Raw genomic sequence first — 22611 nt, 5'->3', positions numbered from 1 at the left:
AGCTTTCGCCCCGAACTGCTTGTTTACGTCCGCACCAGGAGGAGTGGCATCTGAAAAAAGACTTTAATAAAGCAGCGCACCTGCGCGCTTTAGGCTCTTTCAACGGTCTTCTCGCTTCTGCGCCGATAACGCTTTCAAACACTTCGCAAACTGGCAAAAGCCCCGTCGGACGGCCTCGCGTCCTCTAGAATTGCGTGGGTCAGGGCCGGTTAATCACCGCTTGTCCGCTGCCCAGCCGCTTTTGGCGGCGTTCGCGACTATAGCAGTAATCATTAAGTGCTTCAAATCCATAAAAATTGTTATCATCGCCGACATGACGACTATTGCCCCTCCAACCTCCGGCGTCCAGCTGATCGAGGTTGCCCCGGAACTTGCCGGCCAACGCATCGACAACTTTCTCTTCACTGCGCTCAAGGGTGTGCCCAAGACCTTAATCTACCGCATCCTGCGTAAGGGCGAAGTGCGGGTGAATAAGGGCAGAATCAAGCCTGAGTACAAGTTACAGGCCGGCGACATCATTCGTGTGCCGCCGGTGCGTCTGCCTGAGCGCGACGAGCCGGTGCCGGTGGCCCAGGGCCTGTTGCAGCGCCTGGAAGCGGCAATTGTCTTCGAAGATAAAGCCCTGATTGTGTTGAACAAGCCGGCCGGGATCGCAGTGCACGGCGGCAGTGGCCTGAACTTCGGGGTGATCGAAGCCTTCCGGCAGATGCGCCCGGACGCCAAAGAGCTGGAGCTGGTGCACCGCCTCGACCGCGATACCTCGGGCCTGTTGATGATCGCCAAAAAGCGCAGCATGTTGCGGCACTTGCATGCCGCTCTGCGCGGTGATGGGGTCGACAAACGCTATATGGCCCTGGTGCGTGGGCGCTGGGAAACCGCCCAGAAGCAGGTCAATGCGCCACTGCTCAAGAGTAATCTGCGTTCTGGCGAGCGCATGGTCGAGGTCAATGAGGAAGGTAAAGAAGCGCTCACCCTGTTCAAGGTGCTGCGGCGCTTCAATGATTTCGCCACCCTGGTCGAAGCACGTCCCATCACCGGCCGCACCCACCAGATCCGCGTACATGCGTTGCACGCCGGGCACTGTATCGCTGGCGACAGCAAGTACGGGGATGAGGAGTTCTCCCGCGAGATTCGTGAACTGGGTGGCAAACGCTTGTTTCTGCACGCCTACGCCCTGACCGTGCCGCTGCCCGATGGCAGCCAGCTCAAGGTCGAGGCGCCGGTGGACGAGGCTTGGGCCCGGACCGTGGAGCGCCTGAGTGCATCCTGACTACGATCTACTGATCTTCGACTGGGACGGGACGCTGGCCGACTCCATCGGCCGTATCGTCGATTCAATGCAAGCCGCGGCGCGCGCCAGCGGCTTTTTGCCGCGTGACGATGAGGCCGTGAAAGGGATTATCGGTCTTGGCTTGCCGGAAGCCATTCGCACTTTGCACCCCAGTATCGACGACACCCAGTTGCTGCAGTTTCGTCAGCACTATGCCGACCATTATATGGCGCTGGAGGCTGAGCCTTCGCCGTTGTTTCCTGGCGTGCGCGAAGCCCTCGAAAGTTTTCGCGCCGAGGGTTATCGCCTGGCAGTGGCCACCGGTAAGTCGCGGCGCGGGCTGGACCGGGTGCTTGCGGCCCATGGCTGGAGTGACTTTTTCGACATCGCCCGCGCTGCCGACGAAACCCTGAGCAAACCTCACCCATTAATGCTTGAGCAGATTATGGCGCATTGCCAAGTGGGCGCGGCGCGCGCTTTGATGGTGGGGGACTCCTCGTTCGACTTGGAAATGGCCAGCAATGCCGGTATGGCATCGGTGGCGGTGGGCTACGGTGCGGTGCCCTTGCAAGCGCTGCGGGCCTTCGGGCCGCGCCTGGCAATCGAGCATTTTTCACAATTGCAGGCCTGGCTAAGTGGCCGGGCCCTTTAATAGTTGCCGGGAAGGTGAATGATGTCGGATCAATGGAAAGCGCCACGGGCCAGCGATGACGAAGCCGTCACGGTGGTCGACGAAAAAAGCTGGAAGCTGCTGGAAAAAACCCTCCTGGCCAGTGTGCAGGAGCAGCGTCGGGCTCGACGCTGGGGGATCTTCTTTAAATGCCTGACGTTTATCCTGATCTTCGCGGCATTGTTCACGCCGTTGATGAAGCTGGAGAAGGGCACCGCCACCAGTGGAGGCTACACGGCGGTGATCGACATTCGCGGCGTGATCGCCGACAAAGAAGCGGCCAGCGCAGAAAATATCATCGACAGTTTGAATACGGCTTTCGAAGATACCAGCGTCAAAGGCGTGATCCTGCGCATTAATAGCCCAGGCGGCAGCCCGGTGCAGTCAGGCTACGTGTACGATGAAATTCGTCGCCTGCGCGCGCTACACCCAGACACCAAGCTGTATGCGGTGATTTCCGACCTCGGCGCCTCGGGGGCTTATTACATCGCCAGTGCAGCGGACCAGATCTACGCTGATAAAGCCAGCCTGGTGGGCTCCATCGGCGTGACCGCGTCGGGCTACGGTTTTGTCGGCGCCATGGACAAATTAGGTGTAGAGCGCCGTACCTATACCGCTGGCGAACACAAGTCGTTCCTAGACCCCTTCCAGCCGCAAAAAGAAGACGAAACCCGCTTCTGGCAAAGTGTCCTCGGCACCACCCACCAGCAATTCATCGCCAGCGTTCGTCAGGGCCGAGGCGAGCGCTTGAAAGATAAAGAGCATCCAGAGCTGTTCTCCGGCTTGATTTGGTCGGGCGAGCAGGCGCTGCAGTTGGGCTTGATCGACGGCTTGGGGAGCGCGGCTTCGGTGGCCCGTGATGTCATCGGCCAGAAAGAGTTGATGGACTTCACCACCGAAGAATCGGCATTCGACCGCTTTTCGAAAAAAATCGGCGCCAGCGTGGCCGACCGGATCGCCATGTGGATGGGCTTCAGCGGGCCGGTGCTGCGATAGCTTGAACTCAGGTTGAAGTGCCAGCGGCTGGTCTCGGCTTATGGCACCTCACAACCTTCTGCCAGCAACATGTCCACCAGGCGGATAAGCGGCAACCCCACCAGGCTGGTAGCATCCGGCCCAGCGGTGGATTGAAACAAACTCACCCCCAGCCCCTCGGCCTTGAAACTACCGGCACAGTCGTAAGGCTGTTCCGCCCGCAGATAGCGCTCGATTGTCGTTTGGCTTAGGGTGCGCATTTGCACGCTGAACGGCACCACGTCGACCTGACAGCGCCCGTTGGCACTGTTGAGCAGGGCCAGGCCGGTAAGGAAGGTCACGCGCTGGCCGCTGGCGGCCAACAACTGTTCGCGGGCCCGCTCGAAGTCGTGGGGCTTGCCCAGAATGCGCTCGCCGAGCACGGCCACTTGGTCCGAGCCGATGATCAACTGGGCCCCATGGGAGCCGGCCAATGCCCGCGCCTTGGCCTCGGCCAGGCGCATTACCAGGGCGGCAGGCGCTTCGCCGGGCAGGGCGGTTTCGTCGATATCCGGGCTGGCGCAGTCGAAGGGCAAAAGCAGGCGCTCGAGCAATTGGCGGCGGTAGGGCGAGCTGGAGGCGAGTAGCAGAGTGGGCATGCGGGGCTCCCTTAAGATGAACGGTGAGTCTAACACCCTGTAAAGGCGCAATTTCCTTTGACAGCCACGGGGGGCATCCCTAGAATGCTGCGCCTATGTTGAATGACCCGATTCCACCTCACGTTGACCCGCGCAAATTGGCCGATCGTGGCGTAACCCTTGAGGGTGAGCTGCCGTTAGCCGACTTGGCGAGACTCTGCGACCCGCTTTCCGACGACGTCGGTACGGTGCAGGTCAAATTCATTTTCGAGCGAGACGAACGCAAGTCTGTGGTCATCCACAGTTTTCTGGACGTCGAAGTCAAAATGGTTTGCCAGCGTTGTCTTGAGCTGGTCACCCTGCCTATCCACAGCGAGTGCAGTTATGCCGTGGTGAAGGAGGGTGCGAATACCCAGTCGTTACCGAAAGGTTATGACGTGCTGGAAGTGGGCGAAGATCCTTTGGATCTGCAGGCTTTGATCGAGGAGGAGCTTTTGCTCGCCTTGCCCATCGTGCCTGCTCATCATCCGGAAGAATGCCAGCAGCCGGCGGGCGCTAATGAGCCCGAACCGAGCGAGGACGAGGTAACGCGGTCCAACCCGTTCAGTGTATTGGCGCAGTTAAAGCGTGACCCAAACGTTTAGGAGTTAATCAATTATGGCTGTTCAGCAGAACAAAAAATCCCGCTCTGCCCGCGACATGCGCCGTTCGCACGACGCCCTCGAGGCTAGCACCCTGTCCGTGGAAAAGACCACTGGTGAAGTTCACCTGCGTCACCACGTATCGCCAGAAGGCGTATACCGTGGCCGTAAAGTGATCGACAAGGGCGCTGACGAGTAAATCTTGTCCGCTCAGTCCATCGCGATTGATGCAATGGGTGGGGACTTCGGTCCCCGCCACATTGTTCAGGCCAGCCTCGCTTGCCTGTTGGAAGACCCCTCGCTGCACCTGACCCTCGTCGGTCAACCCTCACTTCTTGAAGCACTGATTGCCAGCCACCCCGGGGCCGATCGCGCGCGCCTGCACATTGCAGCGGCCAGCGAAGTCATCGGCATGGGCGACAAACCTTCCCAAGTGTTACGTGGCAAGCCGGATGCCTCCATGCGCGTGGCGTTGCAGTTGTTGCGTGATGGTGCGGTGCAGGCAGTGGTCAGCGCGGGTAATACCGGGGCGCTGATGGCCCTGTCGCGTTTGGTGCTCAAAACCGTGCCCGGTATCGATCGGCCCGCGATGGTCGCGGCGTTGCCCACCCAGCGTGGCTTTTGCCAACTGCTGGACCTCGGCGCCAATGTCGACTGCAGCGCCGAGCAACTGCTCCAGTTTGCCTTGATGGGCACGGTGGCGGCAGAGACCTTGGGCCTGCAAGAGCCGCGGGTGGCACTGTTGAACGTGGGCAGTGAAGAGATCAAGGGCAACCAGCAGGTCAAAGCCGCCGCTGCCTTGCTGCAGGGTTGTGCCGGGTTGAACTACATAGGTTTTATCGAAGGTGATGGGGTCTACCGGGGGGAAGCCGACGTGGTGGTGTGCGATGGGTTTGTCGGCAATATTTTGCTCAAATCCAGCGAGGGCCTGGCGACCATGATCGCCGAGCGGATCGACGGGCTCTTTCGCCAAGGCCTGGCGTCCCGCCTGGTGGGGGCTTTGGCCCTGCCATTAATGCGCCGTCTGCAGAACGACCTGGCGCCCGCCAAGCACAATGGTGCCAGCCTGCTAGGGTTGCAGGGTGTGGTGATCAAGAGCCATGGCGCGGCGGGCGTGGAGGGCTTTCAGAGCGCCATACGCCGGGCGCGTATCGACAGCCGGGAAAACCTGGCAGAGCGGCTACAGGTGCGCCTCAACGGGCTTTTGCCTTAGGCATATCGGCCCATGAATGCTTACAATGTGACCGCCCAGTTTCATTCGTCATCCAATTGTCAGTTTTTTCTGCTCGACTTCTTCGGGCGCCAAATCATCGACGGCACGCACAATTAAGGGTTTGTTCTATGTCTGCATCCCTCGCATTCGTCTTTCCAGGGCAAGGTTCCCAAGCCCTGGGCATGCTGGCTCAGCAGGGCCAGCAGCACTCGCTGGTGATCGACACCTTTGCCGAAGCCTCCGCGGCGCTCGGCTACGACCTCTGGGCCCTGACCCAGCAAGGCCCGGCGGAGTTGCTCAACCAGACCGACAAGACCCAGCCAGCCATTCTGACCGCCTCCATCGCCCTCTGGCGTTTGTGGCTGGCCGAAGGCGGCACCACTCCAGCCTTTGTCGCCGGGCACAGCCTTGGCGAGTACAGCGCATTGGTCGCTGCACAGAGCCTGACACTGGCCGACGCCGTACGCCTGGTAGAGCGCCGTGGCCAGTTGATGCAGCAGGCAGTGCCTGCGGGCCAAGGCGCCATGGCCGCGATTCTGGGCCTGGAAGACGCCCAGGTGGTGGCGGCCTGTGCCGAAGCCGCTGAGGGTGAGGTGGTCAGTGCGGTGAACTTCAACTCGCCTGGGCAGGTGGTCATCGCGGGTAGCAAAGCTGCCGTAGACCGCGCCATCGTGGCTTGCAAGGCGTTGGGCGCCAAGCGTGCACTACCCTTGCCGGTCAGCGTGCCGTCCCATTGTGAGCTGATGCGCCCGGCCGCTGAGCAGTTTGCCCAGAACATCGAAGCGATCGACTGGCAACCGCCACAAATCATGCTGGTGCAGAACGTCAGCGCCATGGTCGTGGCCGAATTGGATACCCTCAAGCGCGACCTGCTGGCCCAGCTTTATATGCCGGTGCGGTGGGTCGAGAGCGTGGCGTGCCTGGCCGCCAACGGCGCCACCGAGCTGGTCGAGTGTGGCCCGGGCAAAGTGCTCTCGGGTTTGAATAAGCGTTGCGCCGCAGGCGTCAACACCCACAATCTGGATACCCCGGATGCCTTCGCCGCCGCCCGCGCGGCGCTGGCCTGATCTAAGGAGAAACTTGCATGAGTCTGCAAGGTAAAGTAGCGCTGGTTACTGGCGCCAGTCGTGGCATCGGCCAGGCAATCGCCCTGGAATTGGGGCGCCAAGGCGCCACGGTAATCGGCACGGCCACTTCGGCCGCAGGTGCCGAGCGCATCGCCGCTACCCTCAAAGAGCATGGCATCGAAGGCAGCGGCCTGGAGCTGAATGTCTGCAGCGACGAGTCGGTCAAGGCCGTCCTGGAAGCCATCAAGGCGCAGTTCGGTGTGCCCACGATTCTGGTCAATAATGCCGGGATCACCCGCGACAATTTGATGCTGCGGATGAAAGATGACGAATGGCATGACGTCATCGACACTAACCTGACCAGCCTTTATCGCCTGTCGCGCGGGCTTTTGCGCGACATGAGCAAGGCCCGGTGGGGGCGGATTATCAATATTGGTTCGGTTGTGGGTGCCATGGGCAACGCCGGTCAAGTAAACTATGCCGCCGCCAAGGCAGGGCTGGAAGGTTTCAGCCGGGCACTGGCGCGCGAAGTCGGCTCGCGGGCGATTACGGTCAATGCCGTAGCGCCTGGTTTTATCGACACGGATATGACGCGCGAACTGCCTGAAGCGCAGCGCGATGCGTTGCTGACCCAGATACCTTTGGGGCGGCTGGGCCAGGCCGAAGAGATCGCGAAAGTGGTCGCTTTTCTGGCTTCTGAAGGTGCAGCATACGTAACCGGGGCTACAATTCCGGTTAATGGCGGCATGTACATGTAAGCGGAATGTGACGGCTCGCTGCAAAAAAATGTCCTACGAGCAGTCTAAAATCCGTTATAAAGCTGCAACCAGATTCCGGGTAGCGGGCAAGCGGTAGCATCGGGAAGACGCTTTGAGCTTGAAAAGCCGAGTGCTTCCTATAAACTTACGCACTGGCCAGCTGCCTGACATATGTCCATTAGGAGTGAAAACAAGGTATGAGCACCATCGAAGAACGCGTCAAGAAAATCGTTGCCGAGCAACTGGGCGTTAAGGAAGATGAAGTGACCAACTCCGCTTCCTTCGTAGAAGATCTGGGTGCCGATTCCCTTGACACCGTTGAGCTGGTGATGGCTCTGGAAGAGGAATTCGAAACCGAGATTCCTGACGAAGAAGCCGAGAAGATCACTACCGTTCAAGCAGCTATCGACTACGTCACTAGCCACCAGGCTTAAGATTGTAATCGCCGCTTCTTGCGTGGAAAAACCGCACTGCCGTTACTGGCGTGCGGTTTTTTCTTTGCGCAGCAAGCAGGCGCAAGCGTCGTTCTTAGAAGAAGGAGAGTGCTGTGTCGCGTAGACGCGTCGTAGTCACTGGTATGGGGATGCTGTCGCCGCTGGGCACTGACGTGCCGAGCAGTTGGGAAGGGGTCTTGCAAGGTCGTAGTGGTATTGCCCCCATTGAGCATACCGACCTGTCGGCCTATTCCACCCGCTTTGGTGGCTCGGTCAAAGGCTTTGATGTAGAGCAGTACCTGTCTCTGAAAGAGGCGCGCAAGCTCGACCTGTTTATTCAGTACGGCCTGGCCGCGGGCTTCCAGGCGGTGCGCAATGCCGGGCTAGAAGTCACCGATGCCAATCGCGAGCGCATTGGCGTGGCGATGGGTTCAGGCATCGGCGGTTTGACCAATATCGAAGAAACCTGCCGGACCCTCCATGAAACGGGGCCTCGGCGTATATCGCCGTTCTTCGTGCCGGGCTCCATCATCAATATGATTTCCGGGTTTCTCTCCATACACCTCGGTGTACAAGGGCCCAACTACGCTATCGCCACGGCCTGTACCACCGGCACCCACTGCATTGGCATGGCGGCGCGTAACATTGCCTATGGCGACGCCGACGTGATGATCGCCGGCGGTGCCGAGATGGCCGCCTGCGGCCTGGGCATGGGTGGTTTCGGTGCTGCGCGAGCACTGTCGACGCGTAACGACGAACCTGCCCGCGCGAGTCGGCCCTGGGACAAAGGCCGGGATGGCTTCGTCTTGTCCGACGGTGCCGGTGCCTTGGTGCTCGAAGAGTTGGAACACGCCCAGGCCCGCGGCGCGACCATCTATGCCGAGTTGATCGGGTTTGGTACCAGCGGCGACGCCTACCACATGACCTCGCCGCCCGAAGACGGTGCCGGCGCGGCGCGCTGCATGGTCAATGCGCTGCGCGATGCCGGTGTAAGCCCCGACCAGGTCCAGTACATCAACGCCCACGGCACCTCCACCTCGGCAGGTGACCTGGCCGAAGTGTCGGCCATCAAAACCGTGTTCGGCGAACATGCTTACAAGCTGGCCGTCAGTTCGACCAAGTCGATGACGGGGCACCTGCTGGGCGCTGCCGGTGCGGTCGAGGCCATCTTCAGTGTGCTGGCGATCAACAGCCAGATAGCCCCTCCCACCATCAACCTGGACGAGCCCGATGAAGGCTGCGACCTCGACTTCGTGCCCCATAAGGCACGTAGCATGCCCATCGATGTGGTGCTGTCCAACTCGTTTGGTTTCGGTGGTACCAACGGCTCCCTGGTGTTTCGCCGGTTCGCCGGCTGATGCAGCCCTGGGTTGACGGGCGCCCGGCCAGCGCCCTGGCGCCGAACAACCGCGGCCTGGCCTACGGCGATGGTGTGTTTGAAACCATCGCGGTCAGGGCAGGGCGGCCACGCTTGCTGGAGCGCCACCTGCAGCGCTTGATGCACGGCTGCCAGCGGCTATCTATCGAGTTGGATGGCGCTACCGCACAGGCTGAAATTCTCGCCTATGCGGCAGCGCTGCGGGAAGGAGTGGTCAAATTGATCGTGACCCGCGGCGACAGCCCGCGCGGTTACGCGCCGGATCCGGCCAGCCCGGCTCGGCGAATTCTTCAAGGCAGCGCTCCCGCACCTTACCCGCCCGGCCACGCCCTTGAAGGTATCGAGCTCTATCCCTGCGTCACTCGGCTCGCTGAGCAGCCTTTGCTGGCAGGCCTGAAACACTTGAACCGGCTGGAGCAGGTGTTGGCGCGTAGTGAGTGGGCCGACCCCAGGTTCGCTGAAGGTTTGCTGCTGGATGTTTCCGGGCGCCTCATAGAAGGGGTGTACAGCAACCTGTTCATGGTTCGCGAAGGTCGCTTGCTCACCGCTGATCTGAGCCGCAGCGGGGTAGCCGGAGTCATGCGCGCCGAGCTCTTGGCGCAGGCGGCACAGCTTGGGCTGCAGACACGCGTGTGCGACCTCTGGCCTGCCGATCTGGAAGCCGCCGAAGAAGTGTTTGTGTGCAACAGTGTCTACGGGGTTTGGCCGGTGCGAAGATTCGCGCGACTGAACTGGTCGGCCGGGCCCGTGACCCGTAAACTGCAGGGCATTGCCAGCGGCCTATTGGATGCTTGATACGTGATACGTAAATTATTGTGGCTAGTGCGCACCGGCTTGCTCCTGGCCGCGTTGATCGCAGGCTTCGCGGCCTGGAAAATGTACAGCGCGGTCAATCAACCCCTGAATATCAACGCCGAGCAATTGCTCGATGTCCCGCTGGGCTCAACGCCTACAGGCGTGTTCAACCGCCTGCAAGCCGACGGTACCGCCAACGATGCCTTTTGGCTGCGCTTGTATTGGCGCTTCAATAAGGCCGGGCAACCCCTGCACACCGGCGAATACCGCCTTACGCCGGGCATGCGCATGACCGACCTGCTGGACTTGTGGCAGCGCGGGGAAGTGGTGCAGTACAGCCTGACCCTGGTCGAGGGCTGGAACTTCCGCCAAGTCCGTGCTGCCTTGGCCAAGCAGGAAAAACTCAAACAGACCCTGGCCGGCCTCAGCGATGCAGAGGTCATGGCCAAGCTGGGCCACGCCGATGTATTCCCCGAGGGTCGCTTCTTCCCTGATACCTACAAGTACGTGCGCGGCATGACCGACGCCGATCTGCTCGGGCAGGCCTACGACCGGCTCGAGGACGTACTCGCCAAAGAGTGGCAGGCGCGCTCCAAAGAGGCCCCCTACAAGGATCCCTACGAAGCCTTGACCATGGCGTCGCTGGTAGAAAAGGAAACCGGTGTGCCAGAGGAGCGTGGGCAGATCGCTGGGGTGTTCGTGCGCCGTTTGCAGAGCGGCATGTTGTTGCAGACCGACCCCACCGTGATCTACGGCATGGGCGAGCGCTACACCGGCAAGCTGACCCGCGCCGCCTTGCGCGAAGCGACTCCTTACAACACCTATGTCATCGCCGGGCTGCCGCCCACGCCTATCGCCATGGTTGGCCGTGAAGCCATCCACGCCGCACTCAACCCTGAGCCGGGCACCAGCCTCTACTTCGTCGCCCGCGGCGATGGTAGCCATGTGTTTTCCGATGACCTGGACGCCCATAACGACGCCGTGCGCGAATATCAACTCAAACGCCGCGCCGATTACCGTTCCAGCCCTGCGCCCATGCCAGCGCCGGCACAGGGTACCGGTACAGCGATCGAGCAAAGCACCGAGCCCAAGGCTCAATGACAACTATCAAGGACAACGTGTGAGCGGTCTATTCATCACCCTGGAAGGCCCGGAGGGTGCAGGTAAAAGCACCAACCGCGAATACCTGGCCGAGCAGCTGCGAGCCGCCGGGCTAGACGTCGTACTGACCCGTGAACCGGGCGGTACGCCCCTGGCCGAGGGTATCCGCGAGCTGCTGCTGGCTCCCTGCGATGAAGTCATGCATGCCGATACCGAACTACTGCTGGTCTTCGCTGCCCGAGCGCAGCACTTGGCCCGGGTCATCCGCCCGGCGCTAGAGCGCGGCGCGGTGGTGCTGTGCGATCGCTTTACCGATGCCACCTATGCCTACCAGGGCGGCGGCCGCGGCCTGTCCGTGGCGCGCATTGGCGCCCTGGAAGAATTTGTCCAGGGCGACTTGCGGCCAGACCTGACCCTGATCTTCGACCTGCCCGTGGAAGTCGGCCTGGCCAGGGCGTCGGCCCGTGGCCGGTTGGATCGCTTCGAGCAGGAAGGCCGGGCTTTCTTCGATGGGGTCCGCAGCGCTTACCTGGCCCGTGCAGGCGCCGAGCCGCAACGCTACCGCATCGTCGACGCCGCGCAGCCGCTGGTGCAGGTGCAACGGGCGCTGGATGGCCTGCTCCCCGAGCTGCTGGGCCTGGCCCGTGGCTGAGGCCTACCCCTGGCAAGAGGGGTTGTGGCAACAGATGGCGGGGCGCCAACAGCATGCCCATGCCTATTTGCTGCACGGCCCCAAAGGCATCGGCAAGCGAGCGCTGGCCGAGCGGCTAATGGCCTTGTTGTTGTGCCAGCGGCCCGCTGAGTGGGCGGCCTGCGGCGAATGTAAAGGCTGTCGGTTGTTGGCTGCGGGCAGTCACCCTGATAACTATGTGCTGGAGCCGGAAGAGGCCGATAAGGCGATCAAGGTCGATCAGGTTCGCGACTTGGTCAGTTTCGTGGTGCAGACCGCGCAGTTGGCCGGGCGCAAGGTGGTGTTGATCGAGCCCGTAGAGGCCATGAACATCAATGCCGCCAACGCTTTGCTCAAGAGCCTTGAAGAGCCGTCGGGCGATACCGTGCTGCTGCTAGTCAGCCATCAACCCAGCCGCTTGTTACCCACCCTGAAAAGCCGCTGCGTTCAGCAGGCTTGCCCGTTGCCGGGTTGGGCGATCAGCCTGCAGTGGCTAGCGGCGGCCATGCCCGACAGCACCGAACCTGAGCGCGAGGAATTACTCGCGTTGGCGGCGGGCTCGCCACTGGCGGCGGTCACCTTGCACGCCCAGGGCGTGCGCGAGCAGCGAGCGCAGGTGGTCGAAGGGGTGAAAAAATTGCTCAAGGGCCAGCAGACGCCGACGCAATTGGCCGAGAGCTGGAAAACCATTCCTCTGTTATTGTTGTTCGACTGGTTCTGTGACTGGTCGAGTTTGATCTTGCGTTATCAGTTGACTCAGGACGAGGACGGATTAGGCTTGAGCGATATGCGCAAAGTCATCCAGTACCTGGCGCAGAAAAGCGCGCAGGGCAAGGTGCTGCAAATTCAGGACTGGGTGCTAGCGCAACGCCAGAAGGTATTGGCCAAGGGCAACCTGAATCGTGAATTGTTACTCGAGGCGTTTCTCGTGTCCTGGGCAGCCTTGCCTGGCCAGGCCTGATCCCTGAAGGAGTACGAATGAATCAACCAGTCAGTCCCGGCCCGCGCAACGGTATTTTGTCCCTGACCATCAAGGACAAATCGGTGCTGTATGCCGCTTATATGCCATTCATCAAGAACGGCGGGCTGTTTATCCCCACCGCGCGCAGCTACAAGCTGGGCGACGAGTTGTTCATGTTGCTCAACCTCATGGACGAGCCCGAAAAAATTCCTGTGGCCGGCCGGGTCGCCTGGATCACCCCCAAAGGCGCTCAGGGCAACCGAGCTGCGGGGGTGGGCGTGCAGTTCAACGACGGCGACAATACCGCGCGTAACAAGATCGAAACCTATTTGGCCGGAGCCCTCAAGTCCGACCGCCCCACCCATACCATGTAGTTGTTTGCCCCATGCTTGTAGATTCCCATTGCCACCTCGATCGCCTTGACCTGGCCGCCCATGGTGGCTCCCTGGATGCCGCCCTGGAAGCGGCGCGCAGCAAAGGCGTCGGGCACTTTCTGTGCATCGGTGTGAGCGCCGATAACGCGGCAGCGGTCAAGCAGTTGGCCGAACGTTATGCCGATGTCGATTGCTCGGTCGGTATCCACCCGCTGGACGTTGCCCCCGGCAAGCCGCCGGCGCTCGAGTGGTTGCTGCGCGAGTTGGACCATCCGCGTGTGGTGGCCATCGGCGAAACCGGCTTGGATTACCACTACGAGCCGGAAGCGGCCGAGGTCCAGCAGGCCTCCTTTCGCCTGCACCTGGAAGCCGCGCAAATCACCGGCAAGCCAGTGGTGGTGCATACCCGCGGCGCGCGTGCCGACACCTTGGCGCTACTGCGCGAGGCGCAGCTGGCCAGTGCTGGCGTACTGCATTGCTTTACCGAGGACTGGGACATGGCCAAGGCAGCGCTAGACCTGGGCTTTTATATCTCGCTCTCGGGGATCGTCACCTTTCGCAATGCCGAGGCGCTGCGAGAGGTGGCGCGGCAGGTGCCCGCCGACCGTTTATTGGTCGAGACCGATTCCCCCTACCTGGCGCCCATCCCTCACCGTGGTAAGCCCAACCTGCCTGAGTACGTGCGCGAGGTGGCCGAGTTTCTCGCCCAGTTGCGCGGCGAGCCCATGGAGCGCTTCGCCGAACAGACCACAGCCAACTTCAAGCGCTTGTTCCCGCAAGCCCATGTGGCCGGCTGACAGGCAAAAAAAACCCGGCTTCTGGGGGCGGAATCCGGGCCAAGACCATTAGGAGTAAAAGGTGCTATCCCTGCACCTTTACCGGCCTGGCACTTGGGGGGATGCCGGGTCGATACTCTAAGTATTGGCTATGCCCAGGCGTCTTCCAGTGACAATTGCTGGTTTTTTAAACAGATTTGGAATACGTGGGCGACTGCTGATCGCTCATTGCATGGCAATCAACCTGACCTGGCGCAATGCCTCATCGATCACCGCTCGCTCGGTGTAGAAGTGCGGCGAGAAACGTAAGCCAGGGCCACGGGGAATGCAGATGACCCGGTGGCTCATCAGCTGTTCCCAAACCGCCTTGTGGTCTTTACCGGCAATACTGAAGCACAGAATGCCGGAGCGGCGTGCCGGGTCCTGCGGGCTGTGCAGTTTGACCCCGGGAATGGCGGCCAGCCCTTCGCGCAGCCAGTCAATGCGTTGCAGAATAAGCTCGCTGACTTGCGCCATGCCGATGTCCTCGAACAGCGACAGGCTGGCCTCCAGGGCCATGACGGCGAGCATATTCGGGCTGCCGCATTCAAAACGCCGTGCGCTCTGGGCCGGTTGCCAATCCGAACGGTTGTAGTCGCCCATATGCTCGACCATGTGCCAGCCGTACTCGGTCAGTTTCAACTGAGGCCGCAGCTCGGCTCGGCAGTAGAACAGCGCCAGGCCTTCTGGGGCGAGCAGCCATTTATGGCCGTCGGCCATGGCAAAGTCACAGTCATAGGCTTGGACATCGAAGGGCAGGGCGCCCAATTGCTGAATCGCATCGATACAAAAAAGCACGTCACGGGCTTTGCAGCCTTGCCCGAGCCGTGCAAGGTCCAGACGCAGGCCGCTGGCGTATTGCACGGCACTGATTGCCATAAGTCGGGTGCGTGGGCCGCAGGCCTCCAATAGTGCGGCTTCAGGGTCGCTGCCAGCGATGCTGACCTGCACCAGCTCGACCCCCTGTGCGCTGAGGGCCTCCCACACGATACGGTTGGACGGAAACTCTTCGTCGCTGATGACGATCTGGTCGCCGGGCGCCCAAGTCAAGCCGCTGGCCACGAACGACAGGGCCTCGGAAGTGTTTTTCAACAGCGCGATATCGTCCACCGATGGCGCGTTGATCAGGCGCATGAGGCGCTCGCGCAAGCGTGTTTCGACCTTCATCCATTCCAGATAGCGGCTGGCACCCAGGCTGAGGTTTTCGTCGGCAAATCGTTGCACCGCCACCGTCGCCCGGCGAGGCCATGGGGCAACAGCTGCGTGGTTGAGGTAGCAAAGACCAGGAGATTGAGGAAATTCGTCACGAAATATAGACATGTAGGATGATCCGTGCATTTTGGCGCAAGTTAGGCATAATAACGGGCTTCGGTATTGACCTAGACCTTTTTATGCAAAAAGAACCTCGCAAGGTCCGTGAATTTCGTCGTCGCGAGCAAGAAATCCTCGATACCGCCCTCAAGTTGTTTCTAGAGCAGGGTGAAGACAGCGTCACTGTCGAGATGATCGCTGACACCGTAGGTATCGGCAAAGGTACGATCTACAAGCATTTCAAGTCCAAAGCGGAGATCTATCTGCGCCTGATGCTCGACTACGAGCGTGACCTGAATGAGCTTCTGCATTCTGCCGATATCGACCGCGACCAAGAGGCCTTGTCGCGCGCCTATTTTGAATTCCGCATGCGCGACCCGCAGCGCTATCGGCTATTCGACCGCCTTGAAGAAAAGGTCGTCAAAGGCAACCAAGTGCCGGAGCTGGTCGAGCAGTTGCATAGTATCCGTGCATCCAACTTCGAGCGGTTGACCGACCTCATCAAGGGGCGCATCGACGAAGGCAAGCTCGAAGATGTCCCGCCTTACTTCCATTACTGTGCGGCATGGGCCTTAGTACATGGTGCCGTGGCGCTGTATCACTCGCCGTTCTGGAGCAATGTCCTGGAAGACCAGGAAGGTTTTTTCCAGTTCCTCATGGACATCGGCGTGCGAATGGGCAACAAGCGCAAGCGCGACCCTGAGGCTTCCAGCCACTGATCCTTCCCCTCCTTTGACCAGACTGGCGCAAAAGCTGCATTAGGCGACTATTCGCCGGTTTTCCGTCACCGGTATCTGGAGGGAAGATGCGTAATCTGGTTTTGTGGCTCGCCCTGCTGTCGCTTAGCGGCTGCATGAGCATCAGTGATATGGGCGATACCGCCCGCTCCCAACTTAGCGATGCTGGCGTGCTGAACCACAGCGAAACCCGTCGCGTTAACAACTTCCGCCTACAGCCTGACTCCTTCATCTACATTGGCCAGGGCGCCTTTATGCCGCCGGGTGGCGCCTACCCGCGGCCTAATGTCGTGGCGGAGGAAGCCTTCCGCGGGTTCATTCAGTACTTCCCTCTGGTACGCCGTGCCCAAGCGCCACTTGGCCTGGAGCAGGCGTTGAGCGAAGCGCGTTCGGCGGGTGCGCACTACCTGCTGTACACCCGCTTCGCGCGGGCCGATGACCGCATTGGCACCACCGACGAATGGGCGGACCAGGAAGCAGTCGACCGTTTAGGGGTGGACTCCGGCGTGGTGCAATTAATGTTGATCGAAACCGGCACCCGCTATTTGATCGATACCGCGACCATCCGCAGCCGCGGCGGATTGCTGACGCTGTACGATAACAAGCCCGAAGACTTGCTCGGGCCACCGCTGCAGGACTACGCTCGTAGCTTGTTGGGCTTTTCTCGCTAAGGAGTGACCATGACTGTCGACAACCTGCTCGCGCAAATTCCCTCTGGCGCGCGCGGCTTGCCGCCGGTGCACAGTTGGAATCCAGCGTTCTGTGGCGATATCGACATGCGCATCGCCCGCGACGGCACCTGGTATTACCTGGGCACGCCGATTGGCCGCAAACCGATGGTCAGGCTGTTCTCGACCATCATGCGGCGCGAGGGGGATGACTATTTCTTGGTCACCCCGGTGGAAAAGGTCGGTATCCGCGTTGACGATGCTCCCTTTGTCGCCGTGACGCTGCAAGTGCGCGGCGAGGGCGCAGGGCAGTCGCTGGTGTTTATGACCAATGTTGAAGACACCGTAGAGGCTGGCCCCGAGCACCCCCTTCGCGTCGAACTCGACCCCAATACCGACGAGCCTTCGCCCTATGTCCACGTTCGCAGCGAACTGGATGCGCTGATCCACCGCAATGTGTTCTACCAACTGGTCGAACTGGCGGTCACCCGCGAAGTTGAAGGGCAGCCATGGCTAGGGGTATGGAGCGGCGGTGTGTTTTTTCCCATCGCGCCAGATCCCGAGGGTTAGGTTAAGCGCGTATCCAAACCAAAGCGCTCCTGGGACACCAGCGAATATTGATCGGTGGCCAGATCACAGCTGATCAGCAGGTTCCACGAGTGGTGGCTGACGGCCGAAGGAATCAGCACGAACGGATGTTGGGCCAATAACTCATCAGCGAACCGCTGTTGATTACTCGAGGGTAGCGCCGGGATAAGCCAGTTCGGGTTGGGCACGTCTTCTGGCTGGATCACCTTGATCGTTTCCGGTGCCAGTACCTCGAAGCAGGTCAGCACATAGGGCACGCAATCGAGGGTAGCGAACCCGCTGTGCACGGCGACTTCTAGAATCGCGGTAGAAGGGTCAGCCGACGCATACACCACCCGCCGCCCAGGCGGGTTCCAACGACCGCCGCACGTTTGGGCGCCGATGCCACTGTCCCACGTGCCCCGATGAGCCTCCCGGTCGAGGCGCCAGGCGTGCCATTTACCGCTCCAGGGCAGAGGGTTCACTGGTAAACCCCATGCTCCATGCGGGTGAGATAGTCCTCGACCACCTGGTAACCCAGCGCGTTGTCGATCAGGTCCAGGGGCACATGACCGTCCAGGTATTTGCAGGGTTTTTTCAACCAGTCTTCGGCCAGCGCCTGGCTGCCAAGGACCTGGGTGGCGTGCTCCAGCGTTTGCGCATATTGAAATGCCACCGTGCTTTGCTGCTGATTGAGCCGGATCGGTTTGACCGCTTTGGCCAGGCGCTGCACAGTCCGCACGGACTTACCAGTGATGCGCTGAACCAGCCCATGCTCCATGTACAGCGCCGAGGTGGAGAGCATGTCGCGAACGTCACTGAGGTCAAAACCTTCCAGGGTGTACTCGATAATCGACAAAGGGGTATCGCCCTTGCGACCTCGCAGCAGTACCTCGGTGGGTTTGCGATCCGGTTGGGCAGGGGGCGTGACTGCCTGAAGAGTTGCACTCATGGGTGGGGCTCCTGCGACATTTGGCGTTAGCATAGCGTCAAATGTCGGGGGTTGCCAATTGGGTTGCAGGTTTGGAGCTTGAAGTTTTGTAGGAAAATGATTTTTCTGGGTACGGGCCTTCTTAGGGCTAGTCCGGTGAGTAGAGAACCTCTTGCTGTATCGCCAATTTGGCTATACATTATTAAATGTCTACCGAATATAGATTTAGAGAAAAGTACCGTATTGAATTACGCGAAAGAGACCATCTTCCCCCGCATGTTCACCTCACAGGGGGGTGGTATAGATGTCGCAATTAGCTTGGAGACTATAGAGGTTACTGGTGGTAGGGCACCTGCAGCTGTATTGAAAGAGGCCATGGCGTGGATCACCGCCAATCAGGCCGAGTTACTAAGGGAGTGGAAAAAATGGCATCGATGAAACGACCTCGCCTAAAAGCCGTACGGGCCAAGCCCGGTGCTCGGCTTGAAATGACATTTACCAATGGCCAGCAGCTCGTTTTGGACATGGCCCAGGATCTCAAGACTTATCCCGGTCTTAGACCTTTGAGCAATGCTGCCGCATTTAAAGCCGCAAGCCTAGGCGACGGCGGTTGGACGGTTGAATGGCCGGCGCTTGATATTCAGATCGGTGCCGATACGCTTTTTCTTGAAGCGTTGGCGCAAGCGGCATCTGACGAAAATACACGATTGTTTATACGCTGGCGTTTGCGGCACCGAATGACATTGGACCAGGCCGCGCACGCTCTAGGGGTCAGTGCGCGAAGCATCAGCCGCTATAGTAGCGGCCGCGAAGTTGTACCCCGCACATTGGCTTTGGCTTGCCTTGGTTGGGAGGCCCTAGAGGGGCAGGCTGCAGCCTAGAGCAGTCGCAAAACGAAAAAAACCGCCAAAAGGCGGGTTTTTTCGAGTGTTCTAGAGAATCAAAAAACCTTCTCTACAACCTAATGTGGCTCCACGACCTGGACTCGAACCAGGGACCCAATGATTAACAGTCATTTGCTCTACCAACTGAGCTATCGCGGAATCTGCTGCGTATGTTACTGATTGCTAAGGGGAAGTCAACCCTTATGGGTGACTCCCTTGGAACCCTTACAGCACCTTGACGATGGCCTGGGTCACGGCGTCGAGGTTGTTGTGGTTGAGCGCGGCCACGCAGATGCGCCCGGTGTCCAGGGCGTAGATGCCGAATTCGCTACGCAGGCGCTGAGCTTGTTGGGCGTTGAGGCCGGAGTAAGAGAACATGCCGCGCTGGCGGGCCACGAAACTGAAGTCTTGCTCAGCGCCGTGTTGCGCCAGGCGCTCGACCATCTGCAGGCGCATCTCGCGAATGCGCAGGCGCATTTCAGCCAGCTCGGCTTCCCACTGAGCTCGCAGGGTAGGGCTATTGAGTACGGCGGCGACAATGCTCGCGCCATGGGTCGGTGGGTTCGAGTAGTTGGTGCGGATCACCCGTTTGACCTGGGACAGTACGCGGGCGCCTTGCTCCTTGGACTCGGTGATGATCGACAGCGCACCTACACGTTCGCCGTACAGCGAGAACGACTTGGAGAACGAGCTGGAAACGAAGCAGGTCAACCCGGACTCGGCGAACAGGCGCACTGCGGCGGCGTCCTCTTCGATGCCGTCACCGAAGCCCTGGTAGGCCATGTCGAGGAAGGGGATCAGGCCCTTGGCTTTGACCACTTCGAGCACGTTTTGCCAGTCATCGGCGGTCAGATCCACGCCGGTCGGGTTGTGGCAGCAGGCGTGCAGCACCACGATGGAACCGGCGGGCAGGGCGTTGAGGTCTGCAAGCATGCCGGAACGGTTAACGTCGTGGCTGGTCGCATCATAGTAGCGGTAGTTCTGCACCGGGAAACCGGCGTTCTCGAACAGCGCGCGGTGGTTCTCCCAACTCGGGTCGCTGATGGCGACGAGGGCATTGGGGGAAATCTGTTTGATGAAGTCAGCACCGATTTTTAGTGCGCCAGTGCCGCCGACCGCCTGGACAGTGATAACCCGGCCGCTGTCGATCAGTGGCGAGTCATTACCCAGCAGCAGTTTTTGTACGGCTTGGTCGTAGGCGGCGATGCCGTCGATCGGCAGGTAACCACGGGCGGCGTGTTGGGCCACGCGGGCCGCCTCGGCTTCGATCACGGCACGCAGAAGCGGAATCTTCCCTTCTTCGTTGCAATAGACGCCGACGCCCAGGTTCACCTTATTGGTCCGGGTGTCGGCGTTGAACGCCTCGTTGAGGCCAAGAATGGGATCGCGGGGTGCCAATTCGACAGCAGAAAACAGGCTCATGTTTACCAGGGCTCTGATGGAGGAGTGAAAGGGCGCGCAACGTGGCGGCGGACCACAGCAAAACGTTGCGCAGGCGGGGAGTCAGTATAGAGAGGCTTGGGGGGCATCGCGACCGTCGTTGAGTCATTTTGGTCAGGTTTTTCGGATTTTCAGGTCAGTGCCCGTCGGTCGGGCTGCAAGGAAATACCCTAGCCATGTGTGGGGCTTGTCTTGAAAGTCAGTATGACAAGCCTTACTTGTATATAAATACAGTATCCTGCCACGCTGCGCCCCGTTCGGGGCCAGCGCTGCATTGCGAGGTTTTCCATGTCCGAGTTTCAACTCGTTACCCGTTTCGAGCCTGCGGGCGATCAACCCGAAGCGATCCGCCTGATGGTCGAAGGCATCGAAGCCGGTCTGGCGCATCAGACCCTGCTAGGGGTGACGGGCTCAGGCAAGACCTTCAGTATTGCCAACGTGATTGCCCAGGTGCAGCGCCCGACCCTGGTACTGGCGCCGAACAAAACCCTGGCCGCTCAGTTGTACGGGGAATTCAAAGCGTTTTTCCCGAACAACGCGGTGGAGTATTTCGTTTCCTATTACGATTACTACCAGCCAGAAGCCTACGTGCCCTCGTCTGACACCTTTATCGAGAAAGACGCCTCGATCAACGACCATATCGAGCAGATGCGGCTGTCGGCCACCAAGGCCTTGCTTGAGCGCAAAGACGCGATCATTGTCACCACCGTGTCGTGCATCTATGGTCTGGGCAGCCCCGAGACCTACCTGAAAATGGTCTTGCACATCGACCGTGGCGACAAGCTTGACCAGCGCGCCTTGTTGCGGCGCCTTGCCGACCTGCAGTACACCCGCAATGAAATGGATTTCGCCCGCGCCACGTTCCGTGTGCGCGGCGATGTCATCGACGTGTACCCGGCCGAATCCGACCTCGAGGCCATTCGGATCGAATTGTTCGACGACGAAGTCGAGAACATTGCCGCCTTCGATCCCTTGACCGGAGAAGTCACCCGCAAGCTGCAGCGCTTTACCTTTTACCCTAAGAGCCACTATGTGACCCCGCGGGAAACCCTGCTTGGGGCGGTCGAGGGCATCAAGGCCGAATTGCAGGAGCGCCTGGAGTATTTGCGCGGCCAGAACAAACTGGTCGAGGCCCAGCGGCTCGAACAACGCACGCGCTTCGACCTGGAGATGATCCTGGAGCTGGGCTACTGCAACGGTATCGAAAACTACTCGCGCTACCTGTCTGGTCGGCCTTCCGGGGCAGCACCGCCCACGCTGTACGATTACCTGCCCGCCGATGCCCTGCTGGTCATCGACGAGTCCCACGTCAGCGTTCCGCAGGTGGGCGCCATGTACAAGGGCGACCGTTCGCGCAAGGAAACCCTTGTGGAATATGGCTTTCGCCTGCCATCGGCCTTGGATAACCGGCCGATGCGCTTCGACGAATGGGAAGGGGTCAGCCCCCAGACTATTTTCGTTTCGGCCACTCCAGGCAACTATGAGGCCGAGCACGCCGGGCGGATCATTGAGCAGGTGGTGCGCCCCACGGGCCTGGTCGACCCACAAGTCGAGGTACGCCCAGCCACGACCCAGGTCGACGATTTGCTGTCCGAGATCCGCAAGCGCGTGGCCACCGATGACCGCATCCTGGTCACGGTGCTGACCAAGCGCATGGCCGAAGACCTGACCGACTACCTGGCCGACCATGACGTTCGCGTGCGCTATCTGCACTCCGATATCGATACCGTCGAGCGCGTCGAGATCATCCGCGATCTGCGCCTCGGTGCCTTCGATGTGATTGTCGGGATCAACTTGTTGCGCGAAGGCCTGGACATGCCCGAAGTGTCACTGGTGGCCATTCTCGACGCCGACAAAGAGGGCTTCCTGCGTTCCGAGCGCTCGTTGATTCAGACCATCGGCCGGGCTGCGCGTAACCTCAATGGCCGGGCGATTCTGTACGCCGACCGCATGACTGGCTCCATGGAACGGGCAATTGGCGAAACCGAACGCCGTCGCGACAAGCAGATCGCCTTCAACACGGCCAATGGCATTACCCCCAAAGGCGTGTTCAAAGACGTCGCCGACATCATGGAAGGGGCCACGGTGCCAGGCTCGCGCAGCAAGAAGCGCAAAGGCATGGCCAAAGCCGCCGAGGAAAATGCCCGTTACGAAAACGAGCTGCGGACCCCCGGGGAGATCACCAAACGCATCAAGCAACTGGAGGAGAAAATGTACCAGTTGGCCCGCGACTTGGAGTTCGAGGCCGCTGCGCAGATGCGTGACGAAATCGGCAAGCTGCGTGACCGGCTACTCAAGGTGTAAGCAAAAATCGGTCGGTGCCGCGCTGTAGCG

General features: G+C 60.3%; 26 protein-coding genes, 1 tRNA gene and 1 pseudogene. 22 read left to right on the top strand and 6 right to left on the bottom strand.

What is annotated here, in order from left to right; translation table 11 throughout:
* Positions 1-313 precede the first annotated feature (313 nt).
* From rluC to QCL65_RS18850, 3 genes are read left to right on the top strand one after another with little or no spacing between them, the layout of a single operon-like run.
* Positions 314-1270: a 23S rRNA pseudouridine(955/2504/2580) synthase RluC gene (gene rluC, locus QCL65_RS18860; RefSeq protein ID WP_407311412.1), complete on the top strand. Its 957-nt coding sequence runs from the start codon at positions 314-316 to the stop codon at positions 1268-1270.
* Complete coding sequence (locus QCL65_RS18855) at positions 1260-1922, top strand: HAD-IIIA family hydrolase (protein WP_407311410.1); 663 nt, start codon at positions 1260-1262, stop codon at positions 1920-1922. Before rluC ends, QCL65_RS18855 begins: the two co-directional genes overlap by 11 nt.
* Positions 1923-1943: 21 nt before the next feature.
* Positions 1944-2936: a S49 family peptidase gene (locus tag QCL65_RS18850; protein ID WP_407316927.1), complete on the top strand. Its 993-nt coding sequence runs from the start codon at positions 1944-1946 to the stop codon at positions 2934-2936.
* A 38-nt stretch (positions 2937-2974) separates the two neighbouring features.
* On the opposite strand, the gene QCL65_RS18845 is transcribed toward QCL65_RS18850, so the two are convergent.
* Entirely contained in the window at positions 2975-3553 is a 579-nt protein-coding gene (locus QCL65_RS18845; protein ID WP_407311408.1) for a Maf family protein, read from the bottom strand.
* A 95-nt stretch (positions 3554-3648) separates the two neighbouring features.
* Between QCL65_RS18845 and QCL65_RS18840 the strand changes: the two genes are divergently transcribed.
* From QCL65_RS18840 to QCL65_RS18780, 13 genes are all read left to right on the top strand, one after another.
* A complete protein-coding gene (locus tag QCL65_RS18840; protein ID WP_407311406.1) occupies positions 3649-4176 on the top strand; it encodes a YceD family protein in 528 nt (175 codons plus the stop codon).
* 13 nt (positions 4177-4189) lie between these two features.
* A complete protein-coding gene (rpmF, locus tag QCL65_RS18835; RefSeq protein WP_003179396.1) occupies positions 4190-4372 on the top strand; it encodes a 50S ribosomal protein L32 in 183 nt (60 codons plus the stop codon).
* A 3-nt stretch (positions 4373-4375) separates the two neighbouring features.
* Positions 4376-5386 (top strand): phosphate acyltransferase PlsX, encoded by a 1011-nt coding sequence (plsX, locus tag QCL65_RS18830; RefSeq protein WP_407311383.1) that lies wholly within the window; start codon positions 4376-4378, stop codon positions 5384-5386.
* Positions 5387-5514: 128 nt separating this feature from the next.
* A complete protein-coding gene (gene fabD / locus QCL65_RS18825; RefSeq protein WP_407311381.1) occupies positions 5515-6453 on the top strand; it encodes an ACP S-malonyltransferase in 939 nt (312 codons plus the stop codon).
* 17 nt (positions 6454-6470) lie between these two features.
* Positions 6471-7211: a 3-oxoacyl-ACP reductase FabG gene (fabG, locus tag QCL65_RS18820; protein WP_407311379.1), complete on the top strand. Its 741-nt coding sequence runs from the start codon at positions 6471-6473 to the stop codon at positions 7209-7211.
* Between the two features lie 197 nt (positions 7212-7408).
* Positions 7409-7645, top strand: coding sequence for an acyl carrier protein (gene acpP / locus QCL65_RS18815; protein WP_407311377.1), 237 nt, complete (start codon positions 7409-7411; stop codon positions 7643-7645).
* Between the two features lie 113 nt (positions 7646-7758).
* Entirely contained in the window at positions 7759-9003 is a 1245-nt protein-coding gene (gene fabF / locus QCL65_RS18810) for a beta-ketoacyl-ACP synthase II (RefSeq protein ID WP_407311375.1), read from the top strand.
* Positions 9003-9818 (top strand): aminodeoxychorismate lyase, encoded by an 816-nt coding sequence (pabC, locus tag QCL65_RS18805; protein ID WP_407311373.1) that lies wholly within the window; start codon positions 9003-9005, stop codon positions 9816-9818. The genes fabF and pabC overlap by 1 nt, the downstream gene beginning before the upstream one ends.
* Before the next feature lie 3 nt (positions 9819-9821).
* Complete coding sequence (gene mltG, locus QCL65_RS18800; protein ID WP_407311371.1) at positions 9822-10919, top strand: endolytic transglycosylase MltG; 1098 nt, start codon at positions 9822-9824, stop codon at positions 10917-10919.
* 19 nt (positions 10920-10938) lie between these two features.
* Positions 10939-11571, top strand: coding sequence for a dTMP kinase (gene tmk / locus QCL65_RS18795; protein WP_407311369.1), 633 nt, complete (start codon positions 10939-10941; stop codon positions 11569-11571).
* Positions 11564-12550, top strand: a complete 987-nt coding sequence (locus QCL65_RS18790) for a DNA polymerase III subunit delta' (RefSeq protein ID WP_407311367.1) — start codon at positions 11564-11566, stop codon at positions 12548-12550. Before tmk ends, QCL65_RS18790 begins: the two co-directional genes overlap by 8 nt.
* Positions 12551-12567: 17 nt before the next feature.
* Entirely contained in the window at positions 12568-12924 is a 357-nt protein-coding gene (locus QCL65_RS18785) for a PilZ domain-containing protein (protein ID WP_407311365.1), read from the top strand.
* Positions 12925-12935: 11 nt separating this feature from the next.
* Positions 12936-13721 carry a TatD family hydrolase gene (locus tag QCL65_RS18780; protein ID WP_407311363.1) on the top strand — a complete coding sequence of 262 codons (786 nt, stop codon included), beginning with the start codon at positions 12936-12938 and terminating at the stop codon, positions 13719-13721.
* A gap of 204 nt (positions 13722-13925) precedes the next feature.
* Here QCL65_RS18780 and QCL65_RS18775 read toward each other — a convergent pair whose 3' ends face one another.
* A complete protein-coding gene (locus QCL65_RS18775) occupies positions 13926-15059 on the bottom strand; it encodes an aminotransferase class V-fold PLP-dependent enzyme (protein ID WP_407311361.1) in 1134 nt (377 codons plus the stop codon).
* A gap of 71 nt (positions 15060-15130) precedes the next feature.
* On the opposite strand from QCL65_RS18775, the gene QCL65_RS18770 reads away from it, so the two are divergent.
* The 3 genes from QCL65_RS18770 (at position 15131) to QCL65_RS18760 (ending at position 17025) form a co-directional block, all read left to right on the top strand.
* Complete coding sequence (locus QCL65_RS18770; protein ID WP_407311359.1) at positions 15131-15769, top strand: TetR/AcrR family transcriptional regulator; 639 nt, start codon at positions 15131-15133, stop codon at positions 15767-15769.
* A gap of 86 nt (positions 15770-15855) precedes the next feature.
* A complete protein-coding gene (locus QCL65_RS18765) occupies positions 15856-16458 on the top strand; it encodes a DUF4823 domain-containing protein (protein WP_407311357.1) in 603 nt (200 codons plus the stop codon).
* Between the two features lie 9 nt (positions 16459-16467).
* Positions 16468-17025 (top strand): DUF1285 domain-containing protein, encoded by a 558-nt coding sequence (locus QCL65_RS18760; RefSeq protein ID WP_407311355.1) that lies wholly within the window; start codon positions 16468-16470, stop codon positions 17023-17025.
* Here the strand turns inward: QCL65_RS18760 and QCL65_RS18755 are convergent.
* Together QCL65_RS18755 and QCL65_RS18750 are read right to left on the bottom strand one after the other, a co-directional pair.
* Complete coding sequence (locus QCL65_RS18755; protein ID WP_407311353.1) at positions 17022-17507, bottom strand: RES family NAD+ phosphorylase; 486 nt, start codon at positions 17505-17507, stop codon at positions 17022-17024. The two genes, QCL65_RS18760 and QCL65_RS18755, sit on opposite strands and share 4 nt — an antisense overlap.
* Positions 17504-17974, bottom strand: coding sequence for an antitoxin Xre/MbcA/ParS toxin-binding domain-containing protein (locus QCL65_RS18750; RefSeq protein WP_407311351.1), 471 nt, complete (start codon positions 17972-17974; stop codon positions 17504-17506). The genes QCL65_RS18755 and QCL65_RS18750 overlap by 4 nt, the downstream gene beginning before the upstream one ends.
* A 185-nt stretch (positions 17975-18159) precedes the next feature.
* On the opposite strand from QCL65_RS18750, the pseudogene QCL65_RS18745 reads away from it, so the two are divergent.
* A pseudogene (locus QCL65_RS18745) lies at positions 18160-18391 on the top strand (DUF4160 domain-containing protein).
* Positions 18379-18834, top strand: a complete 456-nt coding sequence (locus QCL65_RS18740) for a DUF2442 domain-containing protein (RefSeq protein ID WP_407311349.1) — start codon at positions 18379-18381, stop codon at positions 18832-18834. Before QCL65_RS18745 ends, QCL65_RS18740 begins: the two are co-directional and overlap by 13 nt.
* 86 nt (positions 18835-18920) lie before the next feature.
* On the opposite strand, the gene QCL65_RS18735 is transcribed toward QCL65_RS18740, so the two are convergent.
* Positions 18921-18996, bottom strand: a tRNA-Asn gene (locus tag QCL65_RS18735).
* Positions 18997-19062: 66 nt separating this feature from the next.
* Entirely contained in the window at positions 19063-20259 is a 1197-nt protein-coding gene (locus QCL65_RS18730) for an amino acid aminotransferase (RefSeq protein ID WP_407311347.1), read from the bottom strand.
* A 306-nt stretch (positions 20260-20565) separates the two neighbouring features.
* Here QCL65_RS18730 and uvrB point away from each other — a divergent pair, with 306 nt between their 5' ends.
* Complete coding sequence (gene uvrB, locus QCL65_RS18725; protein ID WP_407311345.1) at positions 20566-22581, top strand: excinuclease ABC subunit UvrB; 2016 nt, start codon at positions 20566-20568, stop codon at positions 22579-22581.
* Positions 22582-22611: the final 30 nt, after the last annotated feature.

The organism is Pseudomonas sp. nanlin1 (assembly GCF_045571515.1).
In the GTDB taxonomy this organism is placed as follows: domain Bacteria; phylum Pseudomonadota; class Gammaproteobacteria; order Pseudomonadales; family Pseudomonadaceae; genus Aquipseudomonas.
This window is presented reverse-complemented; position numbering and strand designations above follow the sequence as displayed.